The 23,853-nt window shown below is 42.0% G+C and carries 26 protein-coding genes and 1 riboswitch; of the genes, 18 read left to right on the forward strand and 8 right to left on the reverse strand.

What is annotated here, in order from left to right; all coding sequences use genetic code 11:
* Positions 1-5 precede the first annotated feature (5 nt).
* Positions 6-2,099 carry a DNA topoisomerase 3 gene (locus ACR42H_RS05490; RefSeq protein ID WP_436374979.1) on the reverse strand — a complete coding sequence of 698 codons (2,094 nt, stop codon included), beginning with the start codon at positions 2,097-2,099 and terminating at the stop codon, positions 6-8.
* A gap of 201 nt (positions 2,100-2,300) precedes the next feature.
* Between ACR42H_RS05490 and ACR42H_RS05495 the strand changes: the two genes are divergently transcribed.
* Together ACR42H_RS05495 and hutH are read left to right on the forward strand one after the other, a co-directional pair.
* Positions 2,301-3,140, forward strand: a complete 840-nt coding sequence (locus tag ACR42H_RS05495; protein WP_436374980.1) for an STAS domain-containing protein — start codon at positions 2,301-2,303, stop codon at positions 3,138-3,140.
* 347 nt (positions 3,141-3,487) lie between these two features.
* The gene (hutH, locus tag ACR42H_RS05500) at positions 3,488-4,981 is read left to right on the forward strand and encodes a histidine ammonia-lyase (RefSeq protein ID WP_436376847.1); all 1,494 of its coding nucleotides are present in this window, start codon (positions 3,488-3,490) and stop codon (positions 4,979-4,981) included.
* A 135-nt stretch (positions 4,982-5,116) separates the two neighbouring features.
* On the opposite strand, the gene ACR42H_RS05505 is transcribed toward hutH, so the two are convergent.
* Positions 5,117-5,389 (reverse strand): hypothetical protein, encoded by a 273-nt coding sequence (locus tag ACR42H_RS05505; protein WP_436374981.1) that lies wholly within the window; start codon positions 5,387-5,389, stop codon positions 5,117-5,119.
* A 76-nt stretch (positions 5,390-5,465) separates the two neighbouring features.
* On the opposite strand from ACR42H_RS05505, the gene ACR42H_RS05510 reads away from it, so the two are divergent.
* The 6 genes from ACR42H_RS05510 to motB all read left to right on the forward strand — a co-directional run bounded on the left by ACR42H_RS05510 (position 5,466) and on the right by motB (position 9,331).
* A complete protein-coding gene (locus ACR42H_RS05510; protein ID WP_243856192.1) occupies positions 5,466-6,053 on the forward strand; it encodes a peroxiredoxin in 588 nt (195 codons plus the stop codon).
* Between the two features lie 128 nt (positions 6,054-6,181).
* On the forward strand, positions 6,182-6,556 hold the full coding sequence (locus tag ACR42H_RS05515; protein ID WP_436374983.1) for a DnaJ family domain-containing protein: 375 nt from the start codon (positions 6,182-6,184) through the stop codon (positions 6,554-6,556).
* Between the two features lie 30 nt (positions 6,557-6,586).
* On the forward strand, positions 6,587-7,048 hold the full coding sequence (locus tag ACR42H_RS05520; protein WP_113883107.1) for an STAS domain-containing protein: 462 nt from the start codon (positions 6,587-6,589) through the stop codon (positions 7,046-7,048).
* A gap of 141 nt (positions 7,049-7,189) precedes the next feature.
* Positions 7,190-7,609, forward strand: a complete 420-nt coding sequence (locus tag ACR42H_RS05525; RefSeq protein ID WP_436374985.1) for a hypothetical protein — start codon at positions 7,190-7,192, stop codon at positions 7,607-7,609.
* 137 nt (positions 7,610-7,746) lie between these two features.
* Complete coding sequence (gene motA, locus ACR42H_RS05530; RefSeq protein WP_113883109.1) at positions 7,747-8,541, forward strand: flagellar motor stator protein MotA; 795 nt, start codon at positions 7,747-7,749, stop codon at positions 8,539-8,541.
* Entirely contained in the window at positions 8,534-9,331 is a 798-nt protein-coding gene (gene motB, locus ACR42H_RS05535; RefSeq protein ID WP_113883110.1) for a flagellar motor protein MotB, read from the forward strand. The genes motA and motB overlap by 8 nt, the downstream gene beginning before the upstream one ends.
* Before the next feature lie 308 nt (positions 9,332-9,639).
* Here motB and ACR42H_RS05540 read toward each other — a convergent pair whose 3' ends face one another.
* Both ACR42H_RS05540 and ACR42H_RS05545 read right to left on the reverse strand, forming a co-directional pair.
* Positions 9,640-10,836 carry an MFS transporter gene (locus tag ACR42H_RS05540; protein ID WP_436374987.1) on the reverse strand — a complete coding sequence of 399 codons (1,197 nt, stop codon included), beginning with the start codon at positions 10,834-10,836 and terminating at the stop codon, positions 9,640-9,642.
* Positions 10,837-10,890: 54 nt separating this feature from the next.
* Complete coding sequence (locus ACR42H_RS05545; RefSeq protein ID WP_436374989.1) at positions 10,891-11,319, reverse strand: MarR family winged helix-turn-helix transcriptional regulator; 429 nt, start codon at positions 11,317-11,319, stop codon at positions 10,891-10,893.
* Between the two features lie 158 nt (positions 11,320-11,477).
* Here ACR42H_RS05545 and ACR42H_RS05550 point away from each other — a divergent pair, with 158 nt between their 5' ends.
* The 3 genes from ACR42H_RS05550 (at position 11,478) to ACR42H_RS05560 (ending at position 15,029) form a co-directional block, all read left to right on the forward strand.
* Positions 11,478-12,863, forward strand: a complete 1,386-nt coding sequence (locus ACR42H_RS05550; RefSeq protein ID WP_436374991.1) for an alanine/glycine:cation symporter family protein — start codon at positions 11,478-11,480, stop codon at positions 12,861-12,863.
* 139 nt (positions 12,864-13,002) lie between these two features.
* The gene (locus ACR42H_RS05555; RefSeq protein WP_395858185.1) at positions 13,003-14,103 is read left to right on the forward strand and encodes a carbohydrate kinase; all 1,101 of its coding nucleotides are present in this window, start codon (positions 13,003-13,005) and stop codon (positions 14,101-14,103) included.
* Positions 14,104-14,117: 14 nt separating this feature from the next.
* Positions 14,118-15,029 carry a pseudouridine-5'-phosphate glycosidase gene (locus tag ACR42H_RS05560; protein WP_436374993.1) on the forward strand — a complete coding sequence of 304 codons (912 nt, stop codon included), beginning with the start codon at positions 14,118-14,120 and terminating at the stop codon, positions 15,027-15,029.
* Between the two features lie 215 nt (positions 15,030-15,244).
* Here ACR42H_RS05560 and ACR42H_RS05565 read toward each other — a convergent pair whose 3' ends face one another.
* Positions 15,245-15,856: a class D sortase gene (locus ACR42H_RS05565; RefSeq protein ID WP_436374995.1), complete on the reverse strand. Its 612-nt coding sequence runs from the start codon at positions 15,854-15,856 to the stop codon at positions 15,245-15,247.
* Positions 15,857-16,198, reverse strand: coding sequence for a helix-turn-helix domain-containing protein (locus tag ACR42H_RS05570; protein WP_113883116.1), 342 nt, complete (start codon positions 16,196-16,198; stop codon positions 15,857-15,859). It abuts the gene before it with no gap.
* 257 nt (positions 16,199-16,455) lie between these two features.
* On the opposite strand from ACR42H_RS05570, the gene tapA reads away from it, so the two are divergent.
* The 6 genes from tapA (at position 16,456) to ACR42H_RS05600 (ending at position 20,426) form a co-directional block, all read left to right on the forward strand.
* Entirely contained in the window at positions 16,456-17,310 is an 855-nt protein-coding gene (gene tapA, locus ACR42H_RS05575; RefSeq protein ID WP_436376848.1) for an amyloid fiber anchoring/assembly protein TapA, read from the forward strand.
* Position 17,311: 1 nt separating this feature from the next.
* The gene (gene sipW / locus ACR42H_RS05580; protein WP_436374998.1) at positions 17,312-17,890 is read left to right on the forward strand and encodes a signal peptidase I SipW; all 579 of its coding nucleotides are present in this window, start codon (positions 17,312-17,314) and stop codon (positions 17,888-17,890) included.
* An 85-nt stretch (positions 17,891-17,975) separates the two neighbouring features.
* Positions 17,976-18,569 (forward strand): CalY family protein, encoded by a 594-nt coding sequence (locus ACR42H_RS05585; RefSeq protein ID WP_436374999.1) that lies wholly within the window; start codon positions 17,976-17,978, stop codon positions 18,567-18,569.
* 71 nt (positions 18,570-18,640) lie between these two features.
* A complete protein-coding gene (locus tag ACR42H_RS05590; RefSeq protein ID WP_436375001.1) occupies positions 18,641-19,351 on the forward strand; it encodes an LPXTG cell wall anchor domain-containing protein in 711 nt (236 codons plus the stop codon).
* 376 nt (positions 19,352-19,727) lie between these two features.
* Positions 19,728-19,994, forward strand: coding sequence for a hypothetical protein (locus ACR42H_RS05595; protein WP_436375003.1), 267 nt, complete (start codon positions 19,728-19,730; stop codon positions 19,992-19,994).
* Between the two features lie 166 nt (positions 19,995-20,160).
* A riboswitch (cyclic di-GMP riboswitch) is annotated at positions 20,161-20,249 on the forward strand.
* A 30-nt stretch (positions 20,250-20,279) separates the two neighbouring features.
* Positions 20,280-20,426 carry an anti-repressor SinI family protein gene (locus tag ACR42H_RS05600; protein ID WP_436375005.1) on the forward strand — a complete coding sequence of 49 codons (147 nt, stop codon included), beginning with the start codon at positions 20,280-20,282 and terminating at the stop codon, positions 20,424-20,426.
* A gap of 325 nt (positions 20,427-20,751) precedes the next feature.
* On the opposite strand, the gene ACR42H_RS05605 is transcribed toward ACR42H_RS05600, so the two are convergent.
* Both ACR42H_RS05605 and mnmH read right to left on the reverse strand, forming a co-directional pair.
* Positions 20,752-21,075, reverse strand: coding sequence for a helix-turn-helix domain-containing protein (locus ACR42H_RS05605; RefSeq protein WP_436375007.1), 324 nt, complete (start codon positions 21,073-21,075; stop codon positions 20,752-20,754).
* 180 nt (positions 21,076-21,255) lie between these two features.
* The gene (gene mnmH / locus ACR42H_RS05610) at positions 21,256-22,314 is read right to left on the reverse strand and encodes a tRNA 2-selenouridine(34) synthase MnmH (RefSeq protein ID WP_436375009.1); all 1,059 of its coding nucleotides are present in this window, start codon (positions 22,312-22,314) and stop codon (positions 21,256-21,258) included.
* A 227-nt stretch (positions 22,315-22,541) separates the two neighbouring features.
* On the opposite strand from mnmH, the gene ACR42H_RS05615 reads away from it, so the two are divergent.
* A complete protein-coding gene (locus tag ACR42H_RS05615; RefSeq protein ID WP_436375010.1) occupies positions 22,542-23,849 on the forward strand; it encodes an FAD-dependent oxidoreductase in 1,308 nt (435 codons plus the stop codon).
* The last annotated feature ends 4 nt before the right edge of the window (positions 23,850-23,853 follow it).

The raw sequence follows: 23,853 nt of genomic DNA on the forward strand, positions 1-23,853 counted from the left end.
ATATATTAATCCTTATCTTCCATGGCAGCCTTAAGCAAATCACCAAGACTTGTTCCAAAGGAATCTTCCTTCTGGGTGTATTTCTGAACAAGTTTTCGTTCTTCCCGTTTGTTGATGGCTTTCTTTTTGTCCTGGGCTTTTTCCACCACATTACATGGCCGGCACTGGAAGTATGCTCCTGCTTTGCCCTGGTGGATCTCCATTTTTTTGCGGCACTGAGGGCAGCGGCGGTTTGAAAGCTTTGGATCTTTGCGCTTTCGGAAATTGCAATCAAGATTAGAACAGACAAGTATTTTTCCGTCCTTGGTATTCCTTTCTTTTAAGAAGGAATCGCATTCTGGACATTTTGAGCCCGTGAGATTGTGGGCACGGTAAGATTTATCGCTCTTTTTAATTTCTGAAACCAATGTCCGTGTCTGCTTGCGGATATTCTGCAGAAACTCTTTGGGATCTGCTTTTCCTCGTGCGATTTTCTCCAATTCCTGTTCCCATTTAGCAGTCAGTTCAGGTGATTTCAGATCTTCATTCACGAGGTCCATCAGCTGTTTGCCCTTTTTAGTCGGGAACAGACGTCCATTTTGCCTTTCAATCGCTTCCGTATCAAGGAGCCGTTCAATGATTTCCGCTCTTGTCGCAGGTGTTCCCAGGCTGTATTTTTCCATCTGTGTCAAAATGTCAGCTTCGGAATAGCGAAGAGGAGGTTCAGTATGCTTGGCGGACAATTCAGCCGTTTGTACCGTAAAGCTCTGTCCTTTTGAGATGTTCTTCAGGCTCTGTTTACCTGTTTCTTCATCACTGCTTCGTTCAACCTTGCGATAACCCAGGTCGATAACTGCTGTTTCCTTAGCTGTGAATGTCTCACCGTTTACATCAATCGAAGCATGGATGGTTTCATACTTATAAGGGTTATGGAAGATGGCCAGAAATCTGCGCAGAATCAATTCGTACAGCTTTCGCTCATCAGCAGACAAATCACCGAGGTGTACACGTTCTTCAGTGGGAATAATTGCATGATGATCAGTTACTTTTTCATTATTAAAGACTCGCTTTGCCAGGACCTTGCCCTGATTCGCAAGGATCGGCTTCACTTCGTCCTTATAGGAAGCTGCAATGCCATGAAGACGATCCATCATGGTGGCTTCCATATCTTTTGTCAAATAGCGTGAGTCTGTCCGCGGATAGGTGACAAGCTTATGCTGCTCATAAAGTTTCTGCAGTACATTTGACGTTTTCTTGGCGGAGAAGCCGTAACGCTTATTGGCGTCACGCTGCAGCTCAGTCAAATCATAAGGAAGCGGCTGCGGCTCTGCTTTTTCCTTCCGGTTAATGGACTGGATAACCGCTTTTTGCCCCTTCACTTTAGAAAGGACTCCTTCAGCTGCCTCTTTTGAAAAGATGCGCTTTTCACCATTTTTCTCCCAGTCAGCCTGCAAGGGGCCAATTTGTGCGTAAATCGTCCAATACTCTTTTGGAACAAATTTTTGAATGAATGTTTCCCTTTCCATCACGAGTGCCAGTGTCGGCGTTTGCACCCGGCCCGCGGATAGGGGATCCTTGTATTTAGTAGTCAGAGCCCTTGTGACATTCAGCCCGATGAGCCAATCGGCCTCTGCACGGCAAACAGCCGATTCATACAAATCTTCAAATTGTTTTCCTGGCTTAAGGTTTTGAAAGCCGTCACGGATGGCGCGGTCCGTTACAGAAGATATCCATAAGCGTTTGATTGTCTTGCGCCATCGGATTTTCTCCAAAATCCAGCGTGCGACAAGCTCCCCTTCGCGTCCTGCATCAGTAGCAATGATAATTTCTTTAATATCCTTCCTCTTTGCCAGGTTCTCAATGGCTTTATACTGGTGGCTGGTCTGCTTCATCACCTTAAGGCCCATTTGGTCAGGAATAATCGGCAGATCCTCCAGATTCCAGTTTTTATATTTGCTGTCATAATGCTCAGGCATCTTTAACTCAATTAAATGGCCAAGAGCCCATGTCACGATATATTTATCGCCTTCCATATAGCTTTTATGAGATTGCCGGCATCCCAGAACCCGTGCAATTTCACGGGCAACACTGGGCTTTTCAGCAAGAACAAGTGATTTCATAAGAACTCCTTTCAAATTACATTCATCCATTTCTGTACAAACTAAGTATAGCTGAAAATCTTCAATATTTGTAATGGGATAAATTTTGCCGGGCAGTGAAGTGAATAACTGCCTAAGTTGTATTGCTTTTCATTAGTCACAAATCATTCTACAATGAACTTACCAGTTTGTTTACAAATAGAAAGAGACAAGGTGAAATGAATGAATGCAAAAAATCGGCTTCTTTATGATTACATTCAGGAGAATTCAATAAATATCACAGATACGTGGCTGTCTTTAAGGGATAAACAGAAAGGCTCCATTTATTCTGCTGATGCAGACCCCGCTTATGAGAAGCTCCTGAGAGAACAAAATACGTTTACCAACCGCACCGTTTCAGCAGCTTTGATTGATGAGGAGACATTTAAGAGGAATATGGAAGAATGGGCCATTACAGTAGCGGAGAGCAGAGTGGATTCTAATACGCCCATTTTTCAAGTACTGGAAGCTTTAAGCAATGTGCGGGAAACCTATTGGCATTTTGTTGAAAAGTTCATTAACGAAAACAAGTCTGAAGTCACAGCAGATGATGTATTGAAATGGAGCACGATCATTAACAAGGCTTTTGATAAGCTCATCAATAAATTTTCAGAGAAATATTATGAACTGACGACCAATCGGCTTGTTGCCCAGCAAAGTCTGATTAATGAACTTGGGACTCCGGTCATTCCTGTAAAAGACCATACAGCTGTACTGCCGCTTATCGGCAATATTGACACGGAACGTGCACGAATCCTGCTCGAGGAAATTCCGAAAAAATGTGCAAAAGCAGATGTGGAACATCTATTCATTGATTTATCAGGTGTGGCCATCATCGACACGATGGTTGCCCATCAAATATTCTCTTTAACGACAGCTTTAAAGCTGCTGGGGGTAAAATCTACCATCTCCGGTATCAGCCCTGAAGTTGCCCAGACTTCCATTCAGCTTGGCCTGGACTTCACAGGCATTAATACTTACGGTACATTGAAGCAAGCACTGAAAAGACAAGACATTGAATGAAACCTAGCTGGCAGAAATGCCGGCTTTTTTATATGGCTAAAATAAAAACGCTTTACTGTGTTACCATTCTAACAATCTAACTTGTTAAAAAATGGCAAAAATCAATTGACATCCTCTCATATGGCACATAGAATTAATTATATTCAGAAAATATATCAAAATTAGGCTGTGATAAAGATGAGGCATCTAAAAACTGATACTGCAAATAATCTTTTTAAAAAGGCTGTATTTCAAACCTGTGTTTGAGATACAGCCTTTTCTTTATCTCGCTAACGTACCGGGGAGGATATGAAATGGAAAAATTGACAGATTCGATGATGACTTTAACTCGCGGGGAGGAAAACAAAGTGGTTACTTTAAATGGAAATACTCTTACTTTGTCTGAAGTCAAAAGAGTGCTTTTTGAAGGAGTAAAGGCTGCAGCATCGGAGGAAAGCATGCTGCGTGTAAAAAAAAGCCGTGAAGCCGTTAAGAGAATTGTAAGTGAAGAAAAGGTTATTTACGGCATTAACACTGGCTTTGGCAAATTCAGCGATGTAAGAATTGATCAGGGAGATGTAGAGGATCTTCAGTTGAATTTAATCCGCTCGCATGCCTGCGGTGTAGGGGAACCATTCCCTGAGGCTGTTTCGAGAGCTATGCTTCTATTAAGAGCAAATGCTTTATTGAAAGGATTCTCAGGAGTCCGTCCTGTCGTGATAGAAACTCTTTTAGCGCTTGTGAATAAACAAATCCATCCCGTTATCCCGCAGCAGGGATCGCTTGGAGCAAGCGGCGATTTGGCTCCTCTTTCCCATTTGGCATTAGTTTTAATGGGAGAAGGGGAAGTGTTTTCTAAGGGTGAAAGAAAACCTGCGCTGGAAGTGCTTGTTCAGGAGGGAATCGAGCCTTTAACATTACAGGCGAAGGAAGGGCTTGCCCTGATTAACGGTACTCAAGCGATGACGGCAATGGGAGTCATTGGTTATCTGGAAGCGGAAAAAATCGCTTATCAAAGTGAATTGATCGCTGCAGTTACAATGGAAGGCCTAAACGGCATTATTGATGCGTTTGATGAGAATATCCATCAGGCAAGAGGCTATCAGCAGCAGGTCGATACAGCAAGAAGAGTGAGGGAATACCTGTCAGGCAGCAGCCTGATCACAAGACAGGGAGAAATCCGGGTGCAGGACGCCTATTCCATCCGCTGCATCCCGCAAGTGCATGGAGCATCCTGGCAGGCGCTTGATTATGTAAAAGAAAAGCTTGAAATTGAAATGAACGCAGCCACGGATAACCCGCTGATTTTTGAAAACGGGGAAAGTGTCATATCCGGCGGAAACTTTCATGGGCAGCCAATCGCACTTGCAATGGACTTCATGAAAATTGCGGTTGCGGAATTGGCCAATATTTCAGAGCGCCGGATTGAAAGGCTAGTTAATCCGCAGCTGAGTGACTTGCCGCCATTTTTAAGCCCGGAACCTGGACTGCAGTCTGGTACGATGATTCTCCAATATGTTGCAGCTTCACTTGTTTCGGAGAATAAGACACTTGCCCATCCCGCAAGTGTGGATTCGATTCCTTCATCCGGGAATCAGGAAGACCATGTGAGCATGGGAACCATTGGATCAAGACATGCATATCAGATTATCCAAAATGTTAATAAAGTACTTGCAATTGAACTGATTTGCGCGCTGCAGGCAGCAGAATACCGAGGTTCAGAAAAAATGGCTGATAAAACAAAACGTTTTTACGAAGAAGCAAGAAAAGTGGTGCCTTCCATTAAAAAAGACCGCGTATTTTCAAAGGATATTGAAGCATGCGCGTCCTGGCTGAAAGAAGTGGAAGTAGACGCAATATAAGCAGCAGGGGTCTGAATGTTATTCAGGCCCCTATTATAAAATTTATTAAGAAATAATTATGAACGTCGATAATAGTCTAGCTCCAGCACCTGCTCCCTCGAGGTGTCGGGGGTGAGCAAGGGGCTTCCGCTTTTCTTATTCTTTGGCTCTTTCCTCAAGTTCCTTTGCTTCATCTTCTTCAAAGCGGTTTTTAAATGCTTCCTGAGTCACAATAAATTCTTCGTCTTCCTGTGCCTCAGTAGTGTGGCGCTCGACCATTGTATGTTCAGGAAATTCCCCGGGGTGATGTTTTCTCTTATGATTAAAATGGACTCCGCGTGACATAATCATGCTCCTTTCATTCTTGAATATTATTCTTTCACTATTTTTCCCTTTGACACCTGGACTATGTACGGCTGTTTCACTCAATATTTTCCGTTCAATTTTACCTTTGTTCGCATAAGTATATATAGCAGAGATAAAAGTGGAAGGGAGGGGGATAGCCATGAACGATCCGAATGGTTCCGTATTCTGTGCGGGCCGGGGAGACCGAGCTCCTTTTTTTACGGCAGATGCTGTCATTGATCATCAAATAAAAAAGGTCACTTTGGAGAATTATATTGGAAAATGGGTGCTGCTGTTTTTTTATCCGAGTGACTTCACGTTTGTCTGACCGACAGAATTGGCGGCGGTCGCCGCTGTGAATCCATATTTAAAAGCCTTAAACTGTGAAGTAATGTCCATCAGCACGGATAGTGTATACGCCCATAAAGTATTTAAGGAAACATCTCCCTCTTTGAAAAATGTAAATTATCCAATGGTAAGCGATCGAACCCATCAAATAAGCAGAGCTTATAGGGTTTTGGACGAAAGTTCAGGAGCGGCAATCAGGGCATCCGTTTTTATCGACCCTCATGGCATTATTGCGGCGAAGCTCATTTACCCTGGAGAAGTCGGCAGAAATCTGCATGAGCATGTCAGAATCATGCAGGGAATTCAATATGCACAGCAGACAGGAAAAGGTGTACCCGCCAATTGGCAGCCTGGCCAGACTGGGATTAACATGGATCCGAACTTAATAGGCAAAATCTGACGGGAGGAGGCGCAAGCTTTCTCTTGATTTTTCTGCAGTCCTCCATATCATATAGATAATTACTTTAATAAGCAGCGCTGAAAATATATAATAATAAGTAACAAATGAAGTGAAGGGGGAACTTGAGATTGGACTTCTTTTCTATACTGTCTGAAGATCGCATCAAAAAAGCGTACAAGGATGGCGAGTTTGATCATTTGCCAGGCTATGGGAAACCGCTTCCGTTCGATGACCTGTCTTCCGTCCCTGAGAATTTGCGCATGGCCTACCGCATCATGAAGAATGCAGGATTCACTGATGAAGAAAACCAAATGAAGAAGGAAATGCTGACGATCGAAGATCTGATTAAACAATGTGAGGATCAGGAAGAGAAAAAAGCGTTGCAGAAGAAGCTTAACGAAAAGATGCTCCGCTTTAACAGCATGATCTCGAAAAGAAGACAAAACACCAACTCATCCCTTTTTAAAAACTACGAAGAGAAAATTAACAATAAATTATTCTAATGGATTAGATGTTGGAATTGAGGAGAATACATGAACAAAGATGAATATATAAAGGTCCTTGAAAAAAGAGTGGAAGAATATGAGGCAGCCATAGCGGATATGACCGCACCGATTATACCATCGATCATTCCCCAGACGATACTGGTGCCGATTACAGGCCTGCTCATGGCAGAAAGATTCGAAAAAATTACGGCTAAAGTCCTGAATCATATTAAAGAGCATGACACTGAATTTGCCATCATAGACTTTACAGATATTACAGTCGACCGATTAGAGCAGATGTGCCTTTCCGAACTTGGACAGCAAATCCGCAACCTGACTGATTCCATTAACCTCATGGGAGTAAAGCCTTACTTTGTAGGAATGACCCCGCAGCTGATAAAGGAAATCGTTTTATCCGGCATTGAATTAAATGCTGAAACACATGCTACTTTCCAGGCGGCCTTAAAGCATTTAATGAAAATAAATAGCCTCGTCTTTCAAAAAATATAATTTCTCAAAACTCCTCTCCTGAATAGGACAGGTTTTTTTTTTCTTTAAACAGGCACATTTTCTTTCCGATTGGGGATTTGTCCATGCGAAAACCATCTGTGGCACATATTCTATAGTATCCATGAGAAAGGAGGTAGACTTATGTCGAGAGATTGGAGAAGAAGATTTGAGATTAATGCAGATGAAGTGGAAATCAGAGCCGAAAGAGTTATTGTAAAAGAAGATGATGACCGCCGCCGAGATGATGTACGTGGAGCGGAAGACCGCCGTAGAAAGCACCGCCGAGATGATGTAGGAGGAGCAGAAGACCGCCGCAGGAAGCACCACCGTGATGACGATGTATTTGGTATCGAAGATAATCGCGGAAGACATTGCGGCTGTAGAAGGGACAGTGTGGGCGGATCAGAAGACGACCGCAGAAGGCATCGCCGCGATGATATACGCGGTGCTGGCGACTTATGGCACAACAGAGATTTAGCTGGATCTGGAAGAGGATGCAGACGCCGCCGAGATGACGATGACCGCAGAAGAAGAGGTTTCTGCGGATGCCGCTGGATCTAAAAACAATGAAAACGAAGGCAGGGGAAGCACCTCTGCCTTTTATATATGAAAAAATTCCTAAAGAACTGTAAAAATCATCCGAAATTAATAATAGAAGGGAATAGAGATTTTCAGACTACATAGAAGGTGTGGCTTGCATGGATAAAACAACGATTATAGGAGTAATTTTAGGGATTATAGCAGTTGGAGTAGGGATGGTTTTTAAAGGTGTTTCCCCGTCTGTTCTGATTAATCCGGCCGCTATTTTGATCATTATCCTGGGAACTGCAGCAGCAGTGGCTATTGCATTTCCAACAAATGAAATCAAACGGGTGCCTAAGCTTTTCGGCATTTTATTTAAAGAAGAAAAGCTGATGAACCCGGCTGAGATGATTAAGATGTTTTCGGATTGGGCCCAGCTGGCAAGAAAAGAAGGGTTACTTGCACTTGAAGTCAAAACGAACGAAGTCGAAAATACTTTTTTAAAGAACGGCTTATCTCTGGCCGTTGATGGGCAAAGTGCCGATTATATACGTGATGTATTAAGCGAAGAAATCGAAGCGATGGAAGAAAGACATCAGGCCGGAGCCCAAATTTTCAGCCAGGCAGGCACCTATGCCCCATCCCTTGGAGTGCTGGGAGCAGTAATTGGATTAATTGCAGCACTGGGAAATATGGATGACACCACCAGTCTCGGTCATGCCATCAGTGCTGCATTCGTAGCGACTTTACTGGGGATTTTCACGGGTTATGTGTTTTGGCATCCGTTTGCCAATAAGCTAAAGAGAAAATCCAAGCAGGAAGCTAAGATTAAAAGCATGATGATCGAAGGAATTCTTTCAATATTAGAAGGGGAGGCTCCCCGGGTAATAGAACAAAAGCTTGCTTCCTACCTTCCTGCCGGTGAACGCCGGAAATTCCTTGAAGAAAGCAGCGTGGCAAAGGATGAGTAGGCGGAAAAAGAAGCAGCACCATGAGGAGCATGTAGATGAATCGTGGCTATTGCCGTATGCTGATTTATTAACACTGCTTCTGGCCCTATTCATTGTCCTATTCGCAATGAGTTCCGTAGATGCTCAGAAATTTCAGAAGCTCTCAAAGGCATTCAACGATGTCTTTTCAGGGGGAACAGGGGTATTTGAATTCCCAAGTCCAATGCCAGAAGGCCAAATGCAATCCACTGATGCGGTGTCCGAAAAGCCAAGCAAGGATCTGGAGGAGATGGCAGCTTTGGATGAATTAGAGAAAGAAAAGCTGAAGCAGGCTGCCGATCAGGAAGAACTGGCAGAGTTGCAGCAAAGAGTCAACGCCTTTATCGAAAATCAAAACCTGGCGGATAAACTGGAAACCTCTTTAACCACAGAAGGACTGCTTGTGTCTATCAGGGATAATGTCCTGTTCGGCTCAGGAAGTGCAGAAGTCCGTGCGCAGGATTTAAATATGGCAAGTGAAATCGCGGAGCTTCTCATCATGGACCCACCAAGAAACATAATCATAAGCGGCCATACAGACAATGTCCCGATCCGCAACTCAAACTTCGAGTCCAACTGGGAGCTCAGTGTGATGCGTGCAGTCAACTTTATGAAAATAATCCTGAAAAATGACCAGCTGGACCCTAAATGGTTCAGTGCCAAAGGGTTTGGGGAATTCCAGCCGGTTGCTGGAAATGATACCAGGGAAGGCAGAGCAAAGAACAGACGGGTAGAAATTTTAATATTGCCAAGAACGGGAAATCAGCCTTAGCGGGCTGGTTTTTTTGCAGTGAAATAAAAAAAAGCGCTGTGATCCAGCCGCTCTGAAGTGTAAAATCATTATTCATTTGCTTCCTGTTCCGTGCCATCCGGTTTGCACATGCGATCCACCATTACACCAAATAGAAATACACAGGCAATTGGGATAGAAAAATTCAATACATGAACAATGGTCATTAGCAAACCTCCCCAAAAGGTATTAATTATATTATATGTCAACGTTCACAAGAAAGACAAATAATATTCAGAAAACATACATAACTTAAGATTGACAAAAAGAAAAGAGCCGCAAATGGGCTCTTATAATGGAAGATCTGCTTCTGAATGAATGGTTTTTGGCTCTGTCTTTTTTCCATGAAGCAGGTAGTAAACAAGCAATCCAAACAGTGCTACGCCCGCAAGCATAAAATAAAGTGAAGCGAAGCCTGTTTTTACAGCAAGTATTCCAAGCACATAGGATCCTAGTCCAATTCCGGTATCAAAGAGTGTGAAAAAGGTCGAGGTAGCAAGCCCGCGTTTAGCGGGATCCGCCTGCTTGATTGCAACAGTTTGAAGACTCGGAACAATGGTGCCATATCCCAACCCGATTATCGCACCTGACAGTAGAAACACAAAGGTGCTGTTTGCCTGGCTGAGCAAAAATAACCCTGCGGCAAAAAGAATAATGGCCGGATAGATAACTTTATTTTCTCCGTACGCATCAAACCAGCGGCCTGTAAATGGGCGGGACATAATAATGAATGCCGCATATACCACAAAAAAGAAGCTGGCAGCTTCAAGCAAATCAAGCTCTTTCGCATAAACAGAAATAAAGGAAAGAATTCCAGAGTAAGCGAAAGCGAGGATGCCTGCCGAAATCGCCACAGGAACCGCATTTTTTTCAAATAAGCTTGAAAGTGTAAATTTTGGATGCTTCGCAGAACTGTCTGCTTTTTGCGGTATCTTAACAAAAGCACCCAGCACTATAGCAATAAAAGATAAAACGGTACATAAAGCAAAAATCCATGTGAAGCTTGCATATTGAACAATTGTCAAACCGGCAAACGGGCCAATGACCATGGCCAGATTCATGAACATCGCATAATAGCCCAGTCCTTCGCCTCTGCGTTCATTCGGAACAATATCAGCAACTATAGCCCCAGTAGCTGTGGTGGCCATGCCAAATCCAACTCCGTGCAGGAATCGCAGTGTTAAAAGAGCAGGTGTAGAGTCAGCCCAGAAATAAAGCAGGGAAGATACGGCAAACACAATCAGGGAAGCCAGAAGGATCTTTCGGCGTCCAACCTCGTCAATCCATTTCCCTGTAAATGGCCGGCTGATTACTGCCGCAATCAGAAAGACCGAAATAATCAGGCCTACCTGTGTTTCGTCCCCTTTTAAATCATCCAAAATATAAAGAGGTAGCGTAGTCAGCAAAACATAAAACCCCATAAATAAGAAAAAACTCGTAATAGAAATACTCAAAAAATCCTTCGTCCATAATGGCTGTTTCTTCATGTTGTCCTCCTAACAATGAAGTACCAGGTACTCAGACCAATTTGGTGAACTGGTCTAGGTGCCTGGTACCATATTTTCTCTCATTTTTGCCATAAGTCTGATCATCGTGCTGATTTCTTCTTCCGAAATATTCTGCAGGACATTGCTTTCACTTAATCGCACGGCAGAAAGCCAATTGTCGTATTCCCGGATGGCTGCATCAGTCAGTGAAATCAATTTTTCACGTTTGTCTTTTCCTGCCGTTCTGGTGATCCAGCCCGATTTCTCAAGACGGGCTAATGTCCTGGTCATGGTCGGAGCCTCAACTCCCAGATAAGAAGAAATCTCTTTTTGAGTGCTCGGGCCTCCAATTTTCAGACGGTAAATAATCGTCCATTGAGCAGCATATAAACCAAGCGGCACTAAACTTTCATTAAGTACTTTGGAAAAATGGCGTGTAAATTGGTTAATGGAATGAAAAAATTCACTTTGATTAGGGTGCATTGTATTCACCTGCTTAAATTAATTACCTAGCTAACTATACATGAAAAATAAGAATATGTCTACCTACATATTCTTTTGCTAACTAAGTGTTTAACTGGCAAATGAAAGGGAATGGAGTAACAAGGGCAACTGTGCATAACAATAAGGGGGAAATTTTTTTGGATAAGTTATTAGAAGTCGTAGGAGATATTTCAGAATGGCTGTGGGGATATCCCATCATCCTATTATTAGCCGGAACCGGGCTGTATTTAACCTTTTTGCTTGGTTTCTTCCAGTTCCGTTATCCGGTTTATATTTTTAAGCAAACATTTGGAAGTGTTTTTAAAAAGCCGAAGGGAAAAGGAACCGTTACACCGCTGCAGGCACTCACATCAGCGCTGGCTTCCACCATTGGTGCCGCAAATATTGTAGGTGTTCCGGCAGCCATCATGTTTGGCGGTCCGGGTGCCGTATTCTGGATGTGGGTTATTGCGCTCATTGGAATGGCCATCAAGTTCTCGGAAAGTGTATTAGCCATTAAGTACAGAGAAAAAAATGAAGATGGGGAATATGTGGGCGGCCCTATGTATTACATGACGAAAGGGCTTAACATGAAGTGGCTTGGTGTGATCTTTGCATTCGCGCTGATGATTGAACTGATTCCAAGCATCATGGTACAGGGAAATGCAGTAGCAGCTGCGGTTGGAGAGACATTTAAGATTGATGGATTGTATACCGGAATTGCTGTAGCGGTACTTGTTTCTTTAGTTGTGTTTGGCGGGATTCAGAGAATCGGCAAGGTCACTGAAATCTTTGTTCCTTTTATGGCTCTCATCTATGTAGGTGCGGCATTAGTAGTCTTATTTATGAATCTGGGCAAACTTCCTGAAGTGTTGGAATTAATCTTCACTTATGCGTTTCAGCCAATGTCTGCAATGGGCGGATTTGCCGGAGCGGCAATTGGCGAAATCATTCGCTGGGGATTTGCACGAGGATTATATTCCAATGAGGCAGGACTTGGAACCGCTCCGATTGCCCATGCTGCAGCCACAACCGATCACCCTGTGCGCCAGGGATTTTGGGCAATTGTTGGAATCGTTGTTGATACGCTGATTGTTTGTACTGCAACTGCATTTGTCGTCCTATCCTCCGGAGTGTGGACAAGGGAAGGAGCAATGCAAGATCCATCAGCCCTGACAGCAGCGGCATTTACGGAATACTTTGGATCATTTGGCGGTATTCTTGTTGCTGTATCACTGGTATTCTTTGTCATTTCAACCATTATTGTCGTAGTCTTTTATGGATCCAAAATGGCAGAGTTCCTATTTGGTTCTTTTGCCGGAAAAGCCATCAAAGTCGTTTACATTGCTGCCATTGTTCTTGGGTCAGTGGGAGCAGCAAAAACAATCTGGCAGTTCCTTGATCTGGCTCTTGCCATGATTTTGATACCGAACATCGTGGCTGTTCTCCTTCTAAGCAAAGAGGTTAAACAGCTGAAAAATGAGTTTTTTACTTCGGAAAAGTATTATTTAAAGGATATTAAAAAAGATGATAATGCTGCGTAAAGTTTGGTCTTCCGCTAATGGCGGGAGGCTTTTTTTATTGATTTCTAAATTAGGTTAATTTTTAGAAAAATAATACTTGCAACACAATTGAACAAGTGTCTATAATATAGACAAAAGTTTAAAAAGACAGGGCTGATCAATGATGAATGATAAAGAAATATTGATTTTGCAGCTGATTAAAGAGGATCCTTTTATTGCCCAAAACGAGCTGGCTGAAAAAACGGGACTTTCCAGGTCCGCTGTAGCCGGCTATATCTCTTCACTGACCAAGCAGGGGAAAATTCTTGGCAGAGCTTATGTCCTGCCGCAAAAGAAAGAAGTGCTTTGTGTTGGAGGGGCCAATGTGGACAGAAAAATCCAGACAACAGGGCAGCTCCAATACGGAACATCGAACCCTGCAGAAAGCTCCCAATCCTGCGGCGGAGTGGCCCGCAACATTGCTGAAAATCTTGGCAGGCTGGGCTGTGATGTAGGTTTGATGACAGTAGTGGGTGATGATCCGGAAGGAGAATGGCTTCTTGAATATACGAAAGCTTTTGCTGATGTCACTCCTTCACAGTCGCTGGCAGGGTCCACCACCGGTACCTATACAGCAGTGCTTGACCTTGAAGGAGAAATGGCTGTAGCACTCGCTGATATGTCCATTTATGAAAGCGTTAACAGAGAATTTGTCGAGAAAAAGTGGGGTTACCTGGCATCTTCTGAAATGGTGATCTTGGATACAAACTTCCCGCCAAAGGTTTTAGAACAGATTATTACAAGGTGTTATGAAGAGAACATTCCGCTTTGCATTACTCCTGTTTCAGCACCAAAAATAAAAAATCTGCCGGAAGATATGAAGGGTGTTACGTGGCTGATTGCCAACAAAAATGAGGCAGAAGCACTAACGGGGATAGAGATCAGCAATGAAGGAGACTTCTTTAAAGCGGCACAGAAAATTATGAAAAAAGGTGTTGAAAAAGTCGTCATCAGCCGGGGAGATAAAGGGCTGATTTACTTTACAAACACAGGTGAAGCAGGTGTACAGCTTCCTCCGAAGGTGAAAATTGCTGATGTGACAGGTGCGGGCGATTCGCTTGTATCAGGAATTATTTTTGCCCATTTAAAGGGCCTGAGCACAGAGGATGCCTGTAAAATCGGCATGTCCTGCTCCATGCTGGCTCTGCAGTCCCTTGAAACCGTTAACCCGAATCTAAACAACACACGCTTGCAGGAAACATTCAAACAATATTTCGACTAAGGAGAAGTGACATCATGTTAGAAAAATGGCTTGAGTATTCAGAAGAAGTATTAGAAGCAAAGAAAGTAAATAAACCGGTTGTAGCCCTTGAATCCACAATCATTTCACATGGAATGCCATACCCGCAAAATGTTCAGACAGCAAAAGAGGTAGAGGAAATCATCCGCAAAAACGGTGCTGTTCCTGCAACGATTGCCATTATAAACGGAAAAATTAAAATCGGCCTGTCAGATGAGGAGCTGGAGTTCCTGGCCCAAAGCAAGGACGTTGAAAAAGCAAGCCGCCGTGACCTTCCATATTTAGTAGCGAAAAAGAAAAATGGTGCGACTACCGTTGCTGCGACCATGATCTGTGCAGAGCTTGCCGGCATTGAAGTCTTTGTCACAGGCGGAATTGGCGGAGTGCACCGTGAAGCTGAAACTACAATGGATATCTCGGCTGACCTTCAAGAGCTTGCGATGACCAATGTTGCCGTTATCTGCGCAGGTGCGAAATCCATTCTGGATATCGGTTTGACGCTTGAATATTTAGAAACGCACGGCGTTCCGGTCGTTGGCTTTGAAACAGATGTATTGCCTGCCTTTTACACACGCACAAGTCCGTTCAGCGTGAACTACCGGGTGGACCATGCAGAAGAAGCGGCCGAAATGATCCGCACTAAATGGGAACTGGGCCTAAAAGGCGGCGTTGTCATTGCCAACCCAATTCCTGAAACAGATGCGCTGGAAGAAGCGTTTATCACAAACGTGATAGAATCTGCCCTAAAAGAAGCAAAAGAAAACAATATCGCCGGCAAAAAGGTAACCCCATTCCTTCTAGGAAAGGTAAAAGAACTAACAGAAGGAAGAAGTTTGACAGCGAACATTGCATTAGTGAAGCATAATGCCGAAGTGGGTTCCAAGATTGCTGTTAGCTTGAATAAGTAAAGAGAAAGCCAGACTCAAAGAGTCTGGCTTTTTATACTGATAGAATGATAGCTGTGATGATAATGTCTAAATATAATAGTAATCTTAAGAAATTGATTATTAGGATCTGTCCCTTCTGGAAACCCATATAGTAAAGGATATGTACAGGTTTTTACATGGGGGAAGGGTGTTTGTCTATATGCAGTAAAAAGGGCACTTTCCTTTGGAAGTGCCTCTTAATTTTGAGTTCTTTTGGCATTCAGGATGTACCGGGAGGGGGCATTGCCCACATAAGAGAATGGATAGCAGGTGGAAACGGTAAGGATTTCTTCGGGAGCGGTAGAACGGATCACGGTGGTATCATCCGCATCTACAATCTTTGAATCTGTAATTACGTAAGTAAACTCACCATATGGCATGCTGACTTGAAAAATATCCCCGATTTCCAGTTCGCCGAGGCTGCGAAATACCGTATCTCGGTGCCCTGATAATAAAATCTGATCAGGCTGCCCTGGAAATAAAGTTGTGGAGTAATGACCGACCCCTTTATCCAGCTCATCCTCATCTGTTCCTTCTATAATCGGGAGTTCAGCTTTCAAGCGGGGGATCTTTAAAATGCCAATGGCTTCACCCTGCTCGAAGGAAACATCAATTGGGTGTTCTGTTTGGAGAACACTTTTGCTTTCTTTGTTCACTTCTCTTTGAATTCTTTCTTGTGCCTGGGCTAAGGAATCATTGGTTTTTTTCTCCTGAGCATACAGTTCCTGCAGCGAGAAAAGGACCAATCCGCCTCCGATTAGGATAAGGAAGGAGGCAGCAATAATCAGCAAACGGCCTCTGACCTTCAATTATGCTTTACCTCCCTTCATCTTCTTAAATTTAATGAACTCCAGATAATAGGCAAAGTCCTCTTTCGTGATTCCCTGTCTAATAGCTTCTTTGACAAGGGAAACCCATTCCTCATCCAGCTTAGACAAGTCGGTAATTTCATCTTTGTTCTCTTCCAGCAGATCCTCAAGATTAGCATCCAGTGTCCTGGCGATTCGCGATAAAACCTGCAATGAAGGATTCTCCTGTATGCCTCTCTCAATGTAGCTCAAATACGATTTGGATACCTCCGCTTTGTCAGAAAGCTCATTAATTGAGTATCCCTTCTTAATTCTTAAGGTTTTAATCCGGCCACCTATCATAGGCATAATACTCCCTTATCATAAAATATAAGATATTTTCATTATAACGAACAAATTGTTCAATAAAAAATACAAAATAATGAGAATTCTCGAGATATTCTTAGAAAAAGAACGAAAAGTGTTCTTTAAAACGAAAAAACGGCTGAATTTGGAATTTTTCAAAATAAGACGGATGAACTATACTCGACTTATCGGTTCGATAAAAAGAACGAAGTGGATAAATCCAAAGAACATCAACTCACTAGGAGGGGGTTCTTATACGATACAAACGAACTAGGAAATTTGGGAAGAAAAATAAAATCCTATTGCTTGCATTTAAGTTTGTGGCTGCCTGGTATCTGCTTATTGGGATGTCGGCAACTCTGACTGGCCAGACGAATGCTTATTTTAGTGATAGGGATGCAGTAACTGGGATCATTCAAGCCGGTACCTGGGAGACAGAAGAGCCTGGGTGTTCTAAAGGTGAGAAGCATGGTGAATGGGATTGCAGCTCTCTAAAATTCATTGGACAAAAATATGATGGACAGAAGGTATATGCAACCATCCAAAATACTGGTTCCGATATGAAGTCAGCTGGAAGATATGAAATTTACTACAGCGAGAATGACAATGCCAAAAAAGGCGAGTCTATTGCAGGAGTAATAGCTTTTGACCCTATTAAAGAGAGCCAAAAAGTAGAATTATCCTTTATTCCTCAAAAAAGTGGTTCATATATGTTTAAAGCTTATCAGCACAAAGACCACCCTGGAAATGGGGAACTATGGAGTGAAGAGATAAAAGTTACTTTAGAATCAGGTGAAGCTTCCATCGTGGAAGAAGAAAAAACGGAACAAAAAGCAGATGTAACAGAAGAGGCTGCCAAGGAACAAGTAAGCAATAAGACAGAGGAAACTGGCAAAGAAGCAGCCGAACCAACAAAAGATAAACCTCAAGAGAATCCAGAGCAAAAGCCAGCAGAAGAACCGAAAGAAGAGGAGAAAGTAGAACAGTCTAAAGTTGAAGAAAAGCCACAAGAGAAACCAATAGAAGAAACAAAGCCGGAAGATAGCAAGGTTAAGGCTTCGGAAGCTCCGGTTAATTCTGAAAAAAGCACAGACGAGGCAGGTGAATAGCTTGAAAAAAGCATTGAAAGTTATAAGCAACATTATAACTGCGGTTCTATTCATTAATTTAATTTTGATGGCCATCCTAGTGGTCTCCTCCAAAGCATCAGGAGGAGAACCGCAGGCCTTTGGATATCAGCTGAAGACAGTGTTATCAGGCTCTATGGAGCCTGCCTTCCAAACTGGTTCTGTTATTGCAGTAAAGCCGCTTAGCTCGGAAGAAAGCAAGTCTCTTAAGAAAGATGATGTCATTACATTTCAGGCAAGCGAAGAAAAATTAATTACTCACCGAATAATCGGTGTCAGCAGCAGCGGAGATCATGTCCTGTATGAAACAAAGGGAGATAACAACAAGACTGCAGACATGGAACCTGTGCTATCTGAGAATGTAAGAGCTATTTATACCGGCTTCACTATTCCTTATGTGGGATATTTTATAGATTTTGCTCAATCGAAAGAGGGAAGTGCGATTTTGCTTATTGGCCCGGGATTATTACTCCTAGGATATGCAGCATTCAGCATCTTCCAGGCTATTAGAGAAATTGACCCTAAAAGCAGTAAAACGGATTCAGAAGAAAAAACAGCTTAACTTGGTTGCACTCCCTGTAGTTATGCAGGGGTCAATATATAAAATTATACATACCCAAAAAGGGGTAAGAGGAGGAAGCTTTATTATGAATCTTAAGAAAAAGTTAGGTATGGGAATTGCATCAGCCGCATTAGGAATTTCATTAGTTGGTGGGGGAACATTTGCATACTTTAGTGACAGTGCAGAAGCTACTGCTAAATTTGCAGCTGGAACATTGGATTTAAGTGTAAATCCAACAACCATTATTGATGTGAATAATATTAAACCTGGAGATACTATGCTCCGTTCATTCCAACTAGTTAATGGTGGCAGCTTGGATATAGCTACAATTGATTTAATGACTGATTATAAAGTTAATGACGCAAATGGAAATAATGGGGATGATCTTGGGAAACATATTCGTGTTAATTTCTTAATTAATGCTGATAAATTAGACGCGCCAATCTGGTCAACTACACTTTATGATCTGAAAAATGCAAGCCCTGATGTTATTGCTGGAAACTTCTGGAGTGGTTGGTTTGCAGAAAATGGAGGAAATTTAGCAGCAGGTACTTCTGATACTCTTTATGTACAATATGAGTTTGTAGAAAACAATGCTGATCAAAACGAATTCCAAGGGGATTCTTTAGAACTGAAATGGACATTTGATGGTAAGCAAGGCGCTGGTGTTGCAAGATAATAGGTTTTCAAACCAAAGGGTGGGAAGTAGTTTCCCGCCTTTTGTTAAATATATCGTTGTGAGGGAATGCCATGAAAGTTAAAAGTTTGCTGGCAAAACCTGTAAAATTTATTATATATATTTTTCTTTTCTTAATGGTTTTTGGAAACGAAACTGCAATAGCAGTAGATAAGGAAATTGATATTAATACGAACTTAGAAGACTCAAATAGATATCTATTTAAAGTAGAAAATTTAAAACCAGGGGACTGGATGCCCCGAAATATAACCATAAAAAATGATGGTAAACAGGATTTTAAATATACTTCTAACATTGGAAAATCGAAGTCTATTAAAAGACTTTTTGAGGAATTAGAGCTTGAGGTTAAGAAAGATACAAAGATGCTTTACGAAGGAAAACTTAAAGATTTTAAAGGTTTCACTCCCAGAGAATTAGCGAAGGGAACAGATGAAACCCTATTTTTCCAAGTAACAATGCCAGAGCATTTGGGGAATGAATTTCAAAACTCATCCGCAGAGGTTGAAATCATTTTTCTTGCCGAGGCAACAGGTGACACTGAAACTGACAATGAGACTCCCGGCTCAGGTGATAATAATGATTCTGGAGGGGGAACTATTAATTCGCCACCATCCACTGATGCAACTGTAATCCCAGAGAAAGTTAACAAGCTCCCCAATACCGCAACAAATAATTATAATTTATTACTAATCGGTGCACTATTTTTAGGTGCCGGAAGCGTTATTTTGTTATGGCGTTATAGAAGGATGCGGAGTGAACATTAGATTAAGGCCTGAGGAACTGATTCTATAAGGCCTTAATTTTTATTCGCGTTTAGAACTTATCTAAGCAGTTAATGAATATAATCAAAAAGCTACTCCTTAAGCGGGGAACTTAAGAAAAAAATTCTGCCAATTTTCTATATACTATAGAACCCCTATAATTATTTCTTTCTAATAAAGCTGTTCTTTCAGGCTTTTTAATCCTGCTTTCAAGTTCGATTAAGTTTCCGCCAGAAACTAAAGTAAAGGTATTGGCAAAAGGTGCAGCTTATCTTTATTCATTAATATTAGTACTTCATGTTTTATGGATTTATGAAGCTCTATCTTTGAGAACCGATTGAGTAAATATACTATTCTTAGTCAAATGAGGAGGCTGTAAATGTACCGAAAGAACTGCCATAAATGCCACAAACCTTCATATAGCAGCAGTGAATCGGATGGCTGGCTATGCCCGATTTGCGGAACTGATTTAACGAATGAAATCTTTCAGGATGCTATGACCCTTGAACCAGTCCACACGGCCTTTTATAAAAGCAAAACTCCGCACACCTATTCAATAATACAAATCAGCAAAAACTACAGAAAAAGAATCGGACTTTCCTACTACTCAAAAAAGAATTCGACCATTAACAACAACTTCCTTTAAAAGGTGAGGGTAATGGTAATCTAAAACAACTACAGTATTTAGGGCTTTGTCGAAAATAAAAAAATTTAATATTAAAATAATTAACAATGAATACAAAATCTGACAACGTTAGCAATACGCCCATAGTAGAATACATCTATGGAAAATATTTCTTTGAGCCGATAGGCGCAGAAAAAGGCAAACTCATTGAAAGATGAGGACGCAAAGTCACGGGTCTAAGGTATTGAAAAATACTAAGATGGCTGGGTTGCCTGGAATACGATATGTATCCTGGGGGGAAGAATTTTGACAGAGGAAAATGTAAAGGTCGAAGGAATTGATTTGGAGTGGCTGCAGTTAATTATGGAAGCAAAGAACTTAGGCCTGCAAAAGGAAGAAATTAGAGAGTTTTTACATAATAACAAAGCCAAAGAGCTTCTGATCGAAGCTTAATATTTGGTATGGCTAAGTATTTCTGTTAGAGGTATCTCTATATACGGAAATGCTTTTTATTTTGGCTGTTTTCGTAAAGTTTGTTGCTTTTTAATAACTTGATTAAATTTACTGAGTTGATTGGAGCGGAGGGGACTTGACTCCTGGGGGAGGAGAGGGAGCGGGAGACCCCGCAGGCAAAGCCGAGGAGGCTCCTGTTCCTCCTCGCGGAAAGCAAGTTCCGGTAGCGGAATCAACGGGCAGAATAATAAGCAAAAACAACACCTATGAGAAAAGATCCTTATTTTCCAAAAAAAATAAGCCTGTACATTCAGGCTCATTGCGTCTATGATTTTTGTCCGCTTCTCCACTTATTAAAATCCAAAAACTCCCGAAACTGCTCCTTCGAAACCCCAGACTCCATAGCTTCCTTCACGATCTTCATCCATTCACTGTCAAGCTCGTCCTTATTGATTTGCTCGTTGATTAGATGGTCCAAAGGAACATTCAACACACCCGCAATTTTTTCAAGAAATTGAATCGATGGGTTGGTTTGCAGATTGCGCTCAAGCGAACTTAGATACGATTTTGCCACACCGGCCTGGTCCGCAAGCTCGGATAAGGACATTTTCTTTTCCTGGCGAAGTTTTTTTACACGATCACCGATCATCGTATACCACACACCTTATTTTGTATGTAATAGGATTATATCATATATAGAGTTCCATATTAAGAACGATTTGTTCAATATTATTATCATCATACCACAGTGTTAACCGAATTAAATAGTTAGTTATCTATGTTTTATAAAAATATATCTTTTGTCGCTCGCAAAAAGTAATGCTCCGCGTCAGAGGACGGGAGCATTTTGCTTTTCAATAATGTCAATAATTTGTTGTGCAGCTGCTTCCACATCATCCGCATTCACATGGTGGAATTGGCCTTCATATTCATGCTGTTTAAAGGCATAGCGCGGATCGTAATAGTTTTCTAATAAGAGTTTGATAAATAGCTCGTAGTTTTCTGCTTCAACTGATTGATCCAGCTGCTCGCGGATTTCAGTATCTTTCAGACGTTTCTTGATAAACACAAGGCTCTCATCAACTTTCGGCTTGAACCAGTATTCTTTGTGATAAGGTTCAACATAGTCCCGGAGGATACGCTGCACACGGGAATCCATGCTTGCGAACATATCAATGTGAATACCGGTTTTTTTTGTATCAAGCAGCTCGTCCGGCTGAACAACCTTGCCTATTCGTTTGCTTTCAGCTTCCATAATAATAAATGGGGAACCTTTAACCTCTGAAAGGGCTTGATACAATAGTGCATCAAATGTTTTTTGTGTGCTGCCGTCCCCCATGCCAAAAGAGCCGAAGATCGATCCGCGATGTCCTGCCATTTCTTCAAGATCAATAACAGGATATCCTTTTTCGCTTAACACCTTCAGCACATCCGTTTTCCCGACGCCGGTCATTCCGTGCAGAACAACTGCTTTTTCAGGAATTAAGTCTGCTGTGTTTTCAAGTATATATTGACGGTAAGCTCTATAGCCCCCAGTTAAACGAGGGATTGAAATACCGGCATATGTGATAAAAGTAGTGACCGCTTTACTGCGCATGCCGCCGCGCCAGCAGTATATGACAGGCTGGAAGCCATCATCTTTCAGGTCTCTGATTTTTTGCATCATGGACGGAATTTTAGGTGAAACGATTTCCATCGCTCTCCACTTAGCCGCATCAGATCCTTCTTTTTTATATAGTGTTCCGATTTCCACACGTTCTTCATTAGTGAAAAGCGGCACATTGACAGCACCGGGAATGCTGCACTCCTCAAATTCAATTGGAGACCTGACATCGACCGGAATTGCGTTGTCCATTTGGATATATTGTTCGACTGCTATTTCTCTCATTTTATTGCCTCCAAAAAATATTGCTATATATCGCCCTAAAAGGAACGTTAATTGATTTTACTCTCTCTATTATACAGGATTTTGAAAAATATAGGTGCCTCCCACAATCATACTCCTATTTTCAAAAGTTTGTTCTAATAATTTTTTCCAGACATTGTAATATCAGCATATCCATTGGTTTTGTTTTTTAAAAAGGAGGTTAAATAAAAGGCAAAGGTGGTGGAAACATGTCCTTGAATACAGAGGTTGCAATTGTGGGCGGAGGGATTGGAGGCTTGACGCTTGGATTGAAGCTTGCCCAAGCCAATATTGATGTCCTCGTTCTGGAGAAATTGGATGCCCCATCTTCCGTTTATAAAGGCGAACTCCTGCAGCCGAAGAGCCTGAAAATTTTTAAGCGGCTAGATGCTTTGGATGTAATCCGCGAGAATGGCTTTTCATTTTCCCGAATTGCGTTTGTGGAAGGGGAAAAAGAGTTTGCCATGGATTACAGCATTCTGCCGGGGGATTTTGATTACTCCCTCATGATCGAGCATGAAAAGCTGAAAGGAATCCTTCTTAAACGGGCGCTCCAATTTCCAAACTTTCATTATTTGTCAGGGACCCTGGCAAAAGAATATGACAATGGAGAATTAATAGTTAAGCGGAAGGATGTAAAGGAGCAGCTGACAGTGAAGGCTGACTTTTTTATAGGTGCTGAGGGAAGGAATTCCATAACAAGAAAAGTAATGAACAGTAAGATTAAAAAGATTGAGTATAATCATCAATTTTTAACTGTCACGTTCCCCCGGCCTCAATCACTGGAGGAAGGGAAGATCATTTCTAAGGATGAACGGTTCCTTGGCTTATTTCCACTGCCGGATGCGAAAGTACGGTCAGTCTATTTAATTCCTGAGGGCACTTATAAGAAACATCTCCAGAAAGGAATTCACCATTTCCATAAAAACTATTTAGAGCTTTTGCCGGAATTGGAGGGGTATGTGACCAGACTGAAAAACTGGAAGGATATTCAGCTGATGATTCCGACAGCCTTTTATGCAGATAAATATGTGGATGGAAGACTCGCCATTTTGGGGGATGCGGCCCATACGGTCCACCCGATGGCAGGTGAAGGAATGAATATGGCGATTCAGGATGCGGATATACTTGGTGAATTGCTTGCTGAGATGTATACGAGCGGAAGAATTTCGCCGGACAAGCTTAAGTGGTATGAAAAAGTCCGGAAGCCCCGGGCTGAAAATATGATCAGTCTCAGCCATTTATCCGCCATAGCGTATTCCTATTCTAACCGGGTTATTACTGGAATACGCCGTAAAGGCCTGAAGCAGATTGAAAGAGATAAAACCCTGCAATATAAGCAAATGCTGAATGTTTCAGGCCTCGGATATTGGCCAGAGAGCCTGTGGGATCGATTGATTCAGGCAGGTATGCTGCCGGCAAGAAGAACAGAATTATCAGCGGCGGATAAAAGCCATTATTTTTATACAGAAAAAGATGACTATCCCTGGAAGAAGGTTGAACAGTATGATAAATGAATAT

Source organism: Cytobacillus sp. BC1816, assembly GCF_051353635.1.
Classification (GTDB): domain Bacteria; phylum Bacillota; class Bacilli; order Bacillales; family Cytobacillaceae; genus Cytobacillus; species Cytobacillus oceanisediminis_C.

Excerpts from the sequence above, each read along its gene's own strand:
- ACR42H_RS05490 (WP_436374979.1), bottom strand. The coding sequence starts at position 2,099 with ATGAAATCACTTGTTCTTGCTGAAAAGCCCAGTGTTGCCCGTGAAATT.
- ACR42H_RS05495 (WP_436374980.1), top strand. The coding sequence starts at position 2,301 with ATGAATGCAAAAAATCGGCTTCTTTATGATTACATTCAGGAGAATTCA.
- ACR42H_RS05520 (WP_113883107.1), top strand. The coding sequence starts at position 6,587 with ATGAACAAAGATGAATATATAAAGGTCCTTGAAAAAAGAGTGGAAGAA.
- ACR42H_RS05525 (WP_436374985.1), top strand. The coding sequence starts at position 7,190 with ATGTCGAGAGATTGGAGAAGAAGATTTGAGATTAATGCAGATGAAGTG.
- motA (WP_113883109.1), top strand. The coding sequence starts at position 7,747 with ATGGATAAAACAACGATTATAGGAGTAATTTTAGGGATTATAGCAGTT.
- motB (WP_113883110.1), top strand. The coding sequence starts at position 8,534 with ATGAGTAGGCGGAAAAAGAAGCAGCACCATGAGGAGCATGTAGATGAA.
- ACR42H_RS05540 (WP_436374987.1), bottom strand. The coding sequence starts at position 10,836 with ATGAAGAAACAGCCATTATGGACGAAGGATTTTTTGAGTATTTCTATT.
- ACR42H_RS05545 (WP_436374989.1), bottom strand. The coding sequence starts at position 11,319 with ATGCACCCTAATCAAAGTGAATTTTTTCATTCCATTAACCAATTTACA.
- ACR42H_RS05555 (WP_395858185.1), top strand. The coding sequence starts at position 13,003 with ATGATGAATGATAAAGAAATATTGATTTTGCAGCTGATTAAAGAGGAT.
- ACR42H_RS05560 (WP_436374993.1), top strand. The coding sequence starts at position 14,118 with ATGTTAGAAAAATGGCTTGAGTATTCAGAAGAAGTATTAGAAGCAAAG.
- ACR42H_RS05570 (WP_113883116.1), bottom strand. The coding sequence starts at position 16,198 with ATGATAGGTGGCCGGATTAAAACCTTAAGAATTAAGAAGGGATACTCA.
- ACR42H_RS05585 (WP_436374999.1), top strand. The coding sequence starts at position 17,976 with ATGAATCTTAAGAAAAAGTTAGGTATGGGAATTGCATCAGCCGCATTA.
- ACR42H_RS05590 (WP_436375001.1), top strand. The coding sequence starts at position 18,641 with ATGAAAGTTAAAAGTTTGCTGGCAAAACCTGTAAAATTTATTATATAT.
- ACR42H_RS05595 (WP_436375003.1), top strand. The coding sequence starts at position 19,728 with ATGTACCGAAAGAACTGCCATAAATGCCACAAACCTTCATATAGCAGC.
- ACR42H_RS05605 (WP_436375007.1), bottom strand. The coding sequence starts at position 21,075 with ATGATCGGTGATCGTGTAAAAAAACTTCGCCAGGAAAAGAAAATGTCC.
- mnmH (WP_436375009.1), bottom strand. The coding sequence starts at position 22,314 with ATGAGAGAAATAGCAGTCGAACAATATATCCAAATGGACAACGCAATT.
- ACR42H_RS05615 (WP_436375010.1), top strand. The coding sequence starts at position 22,542 with ATGTCCTTGAATACAGAGGTTGCAATTGTGGGCGGAGGGATTGGAGGC.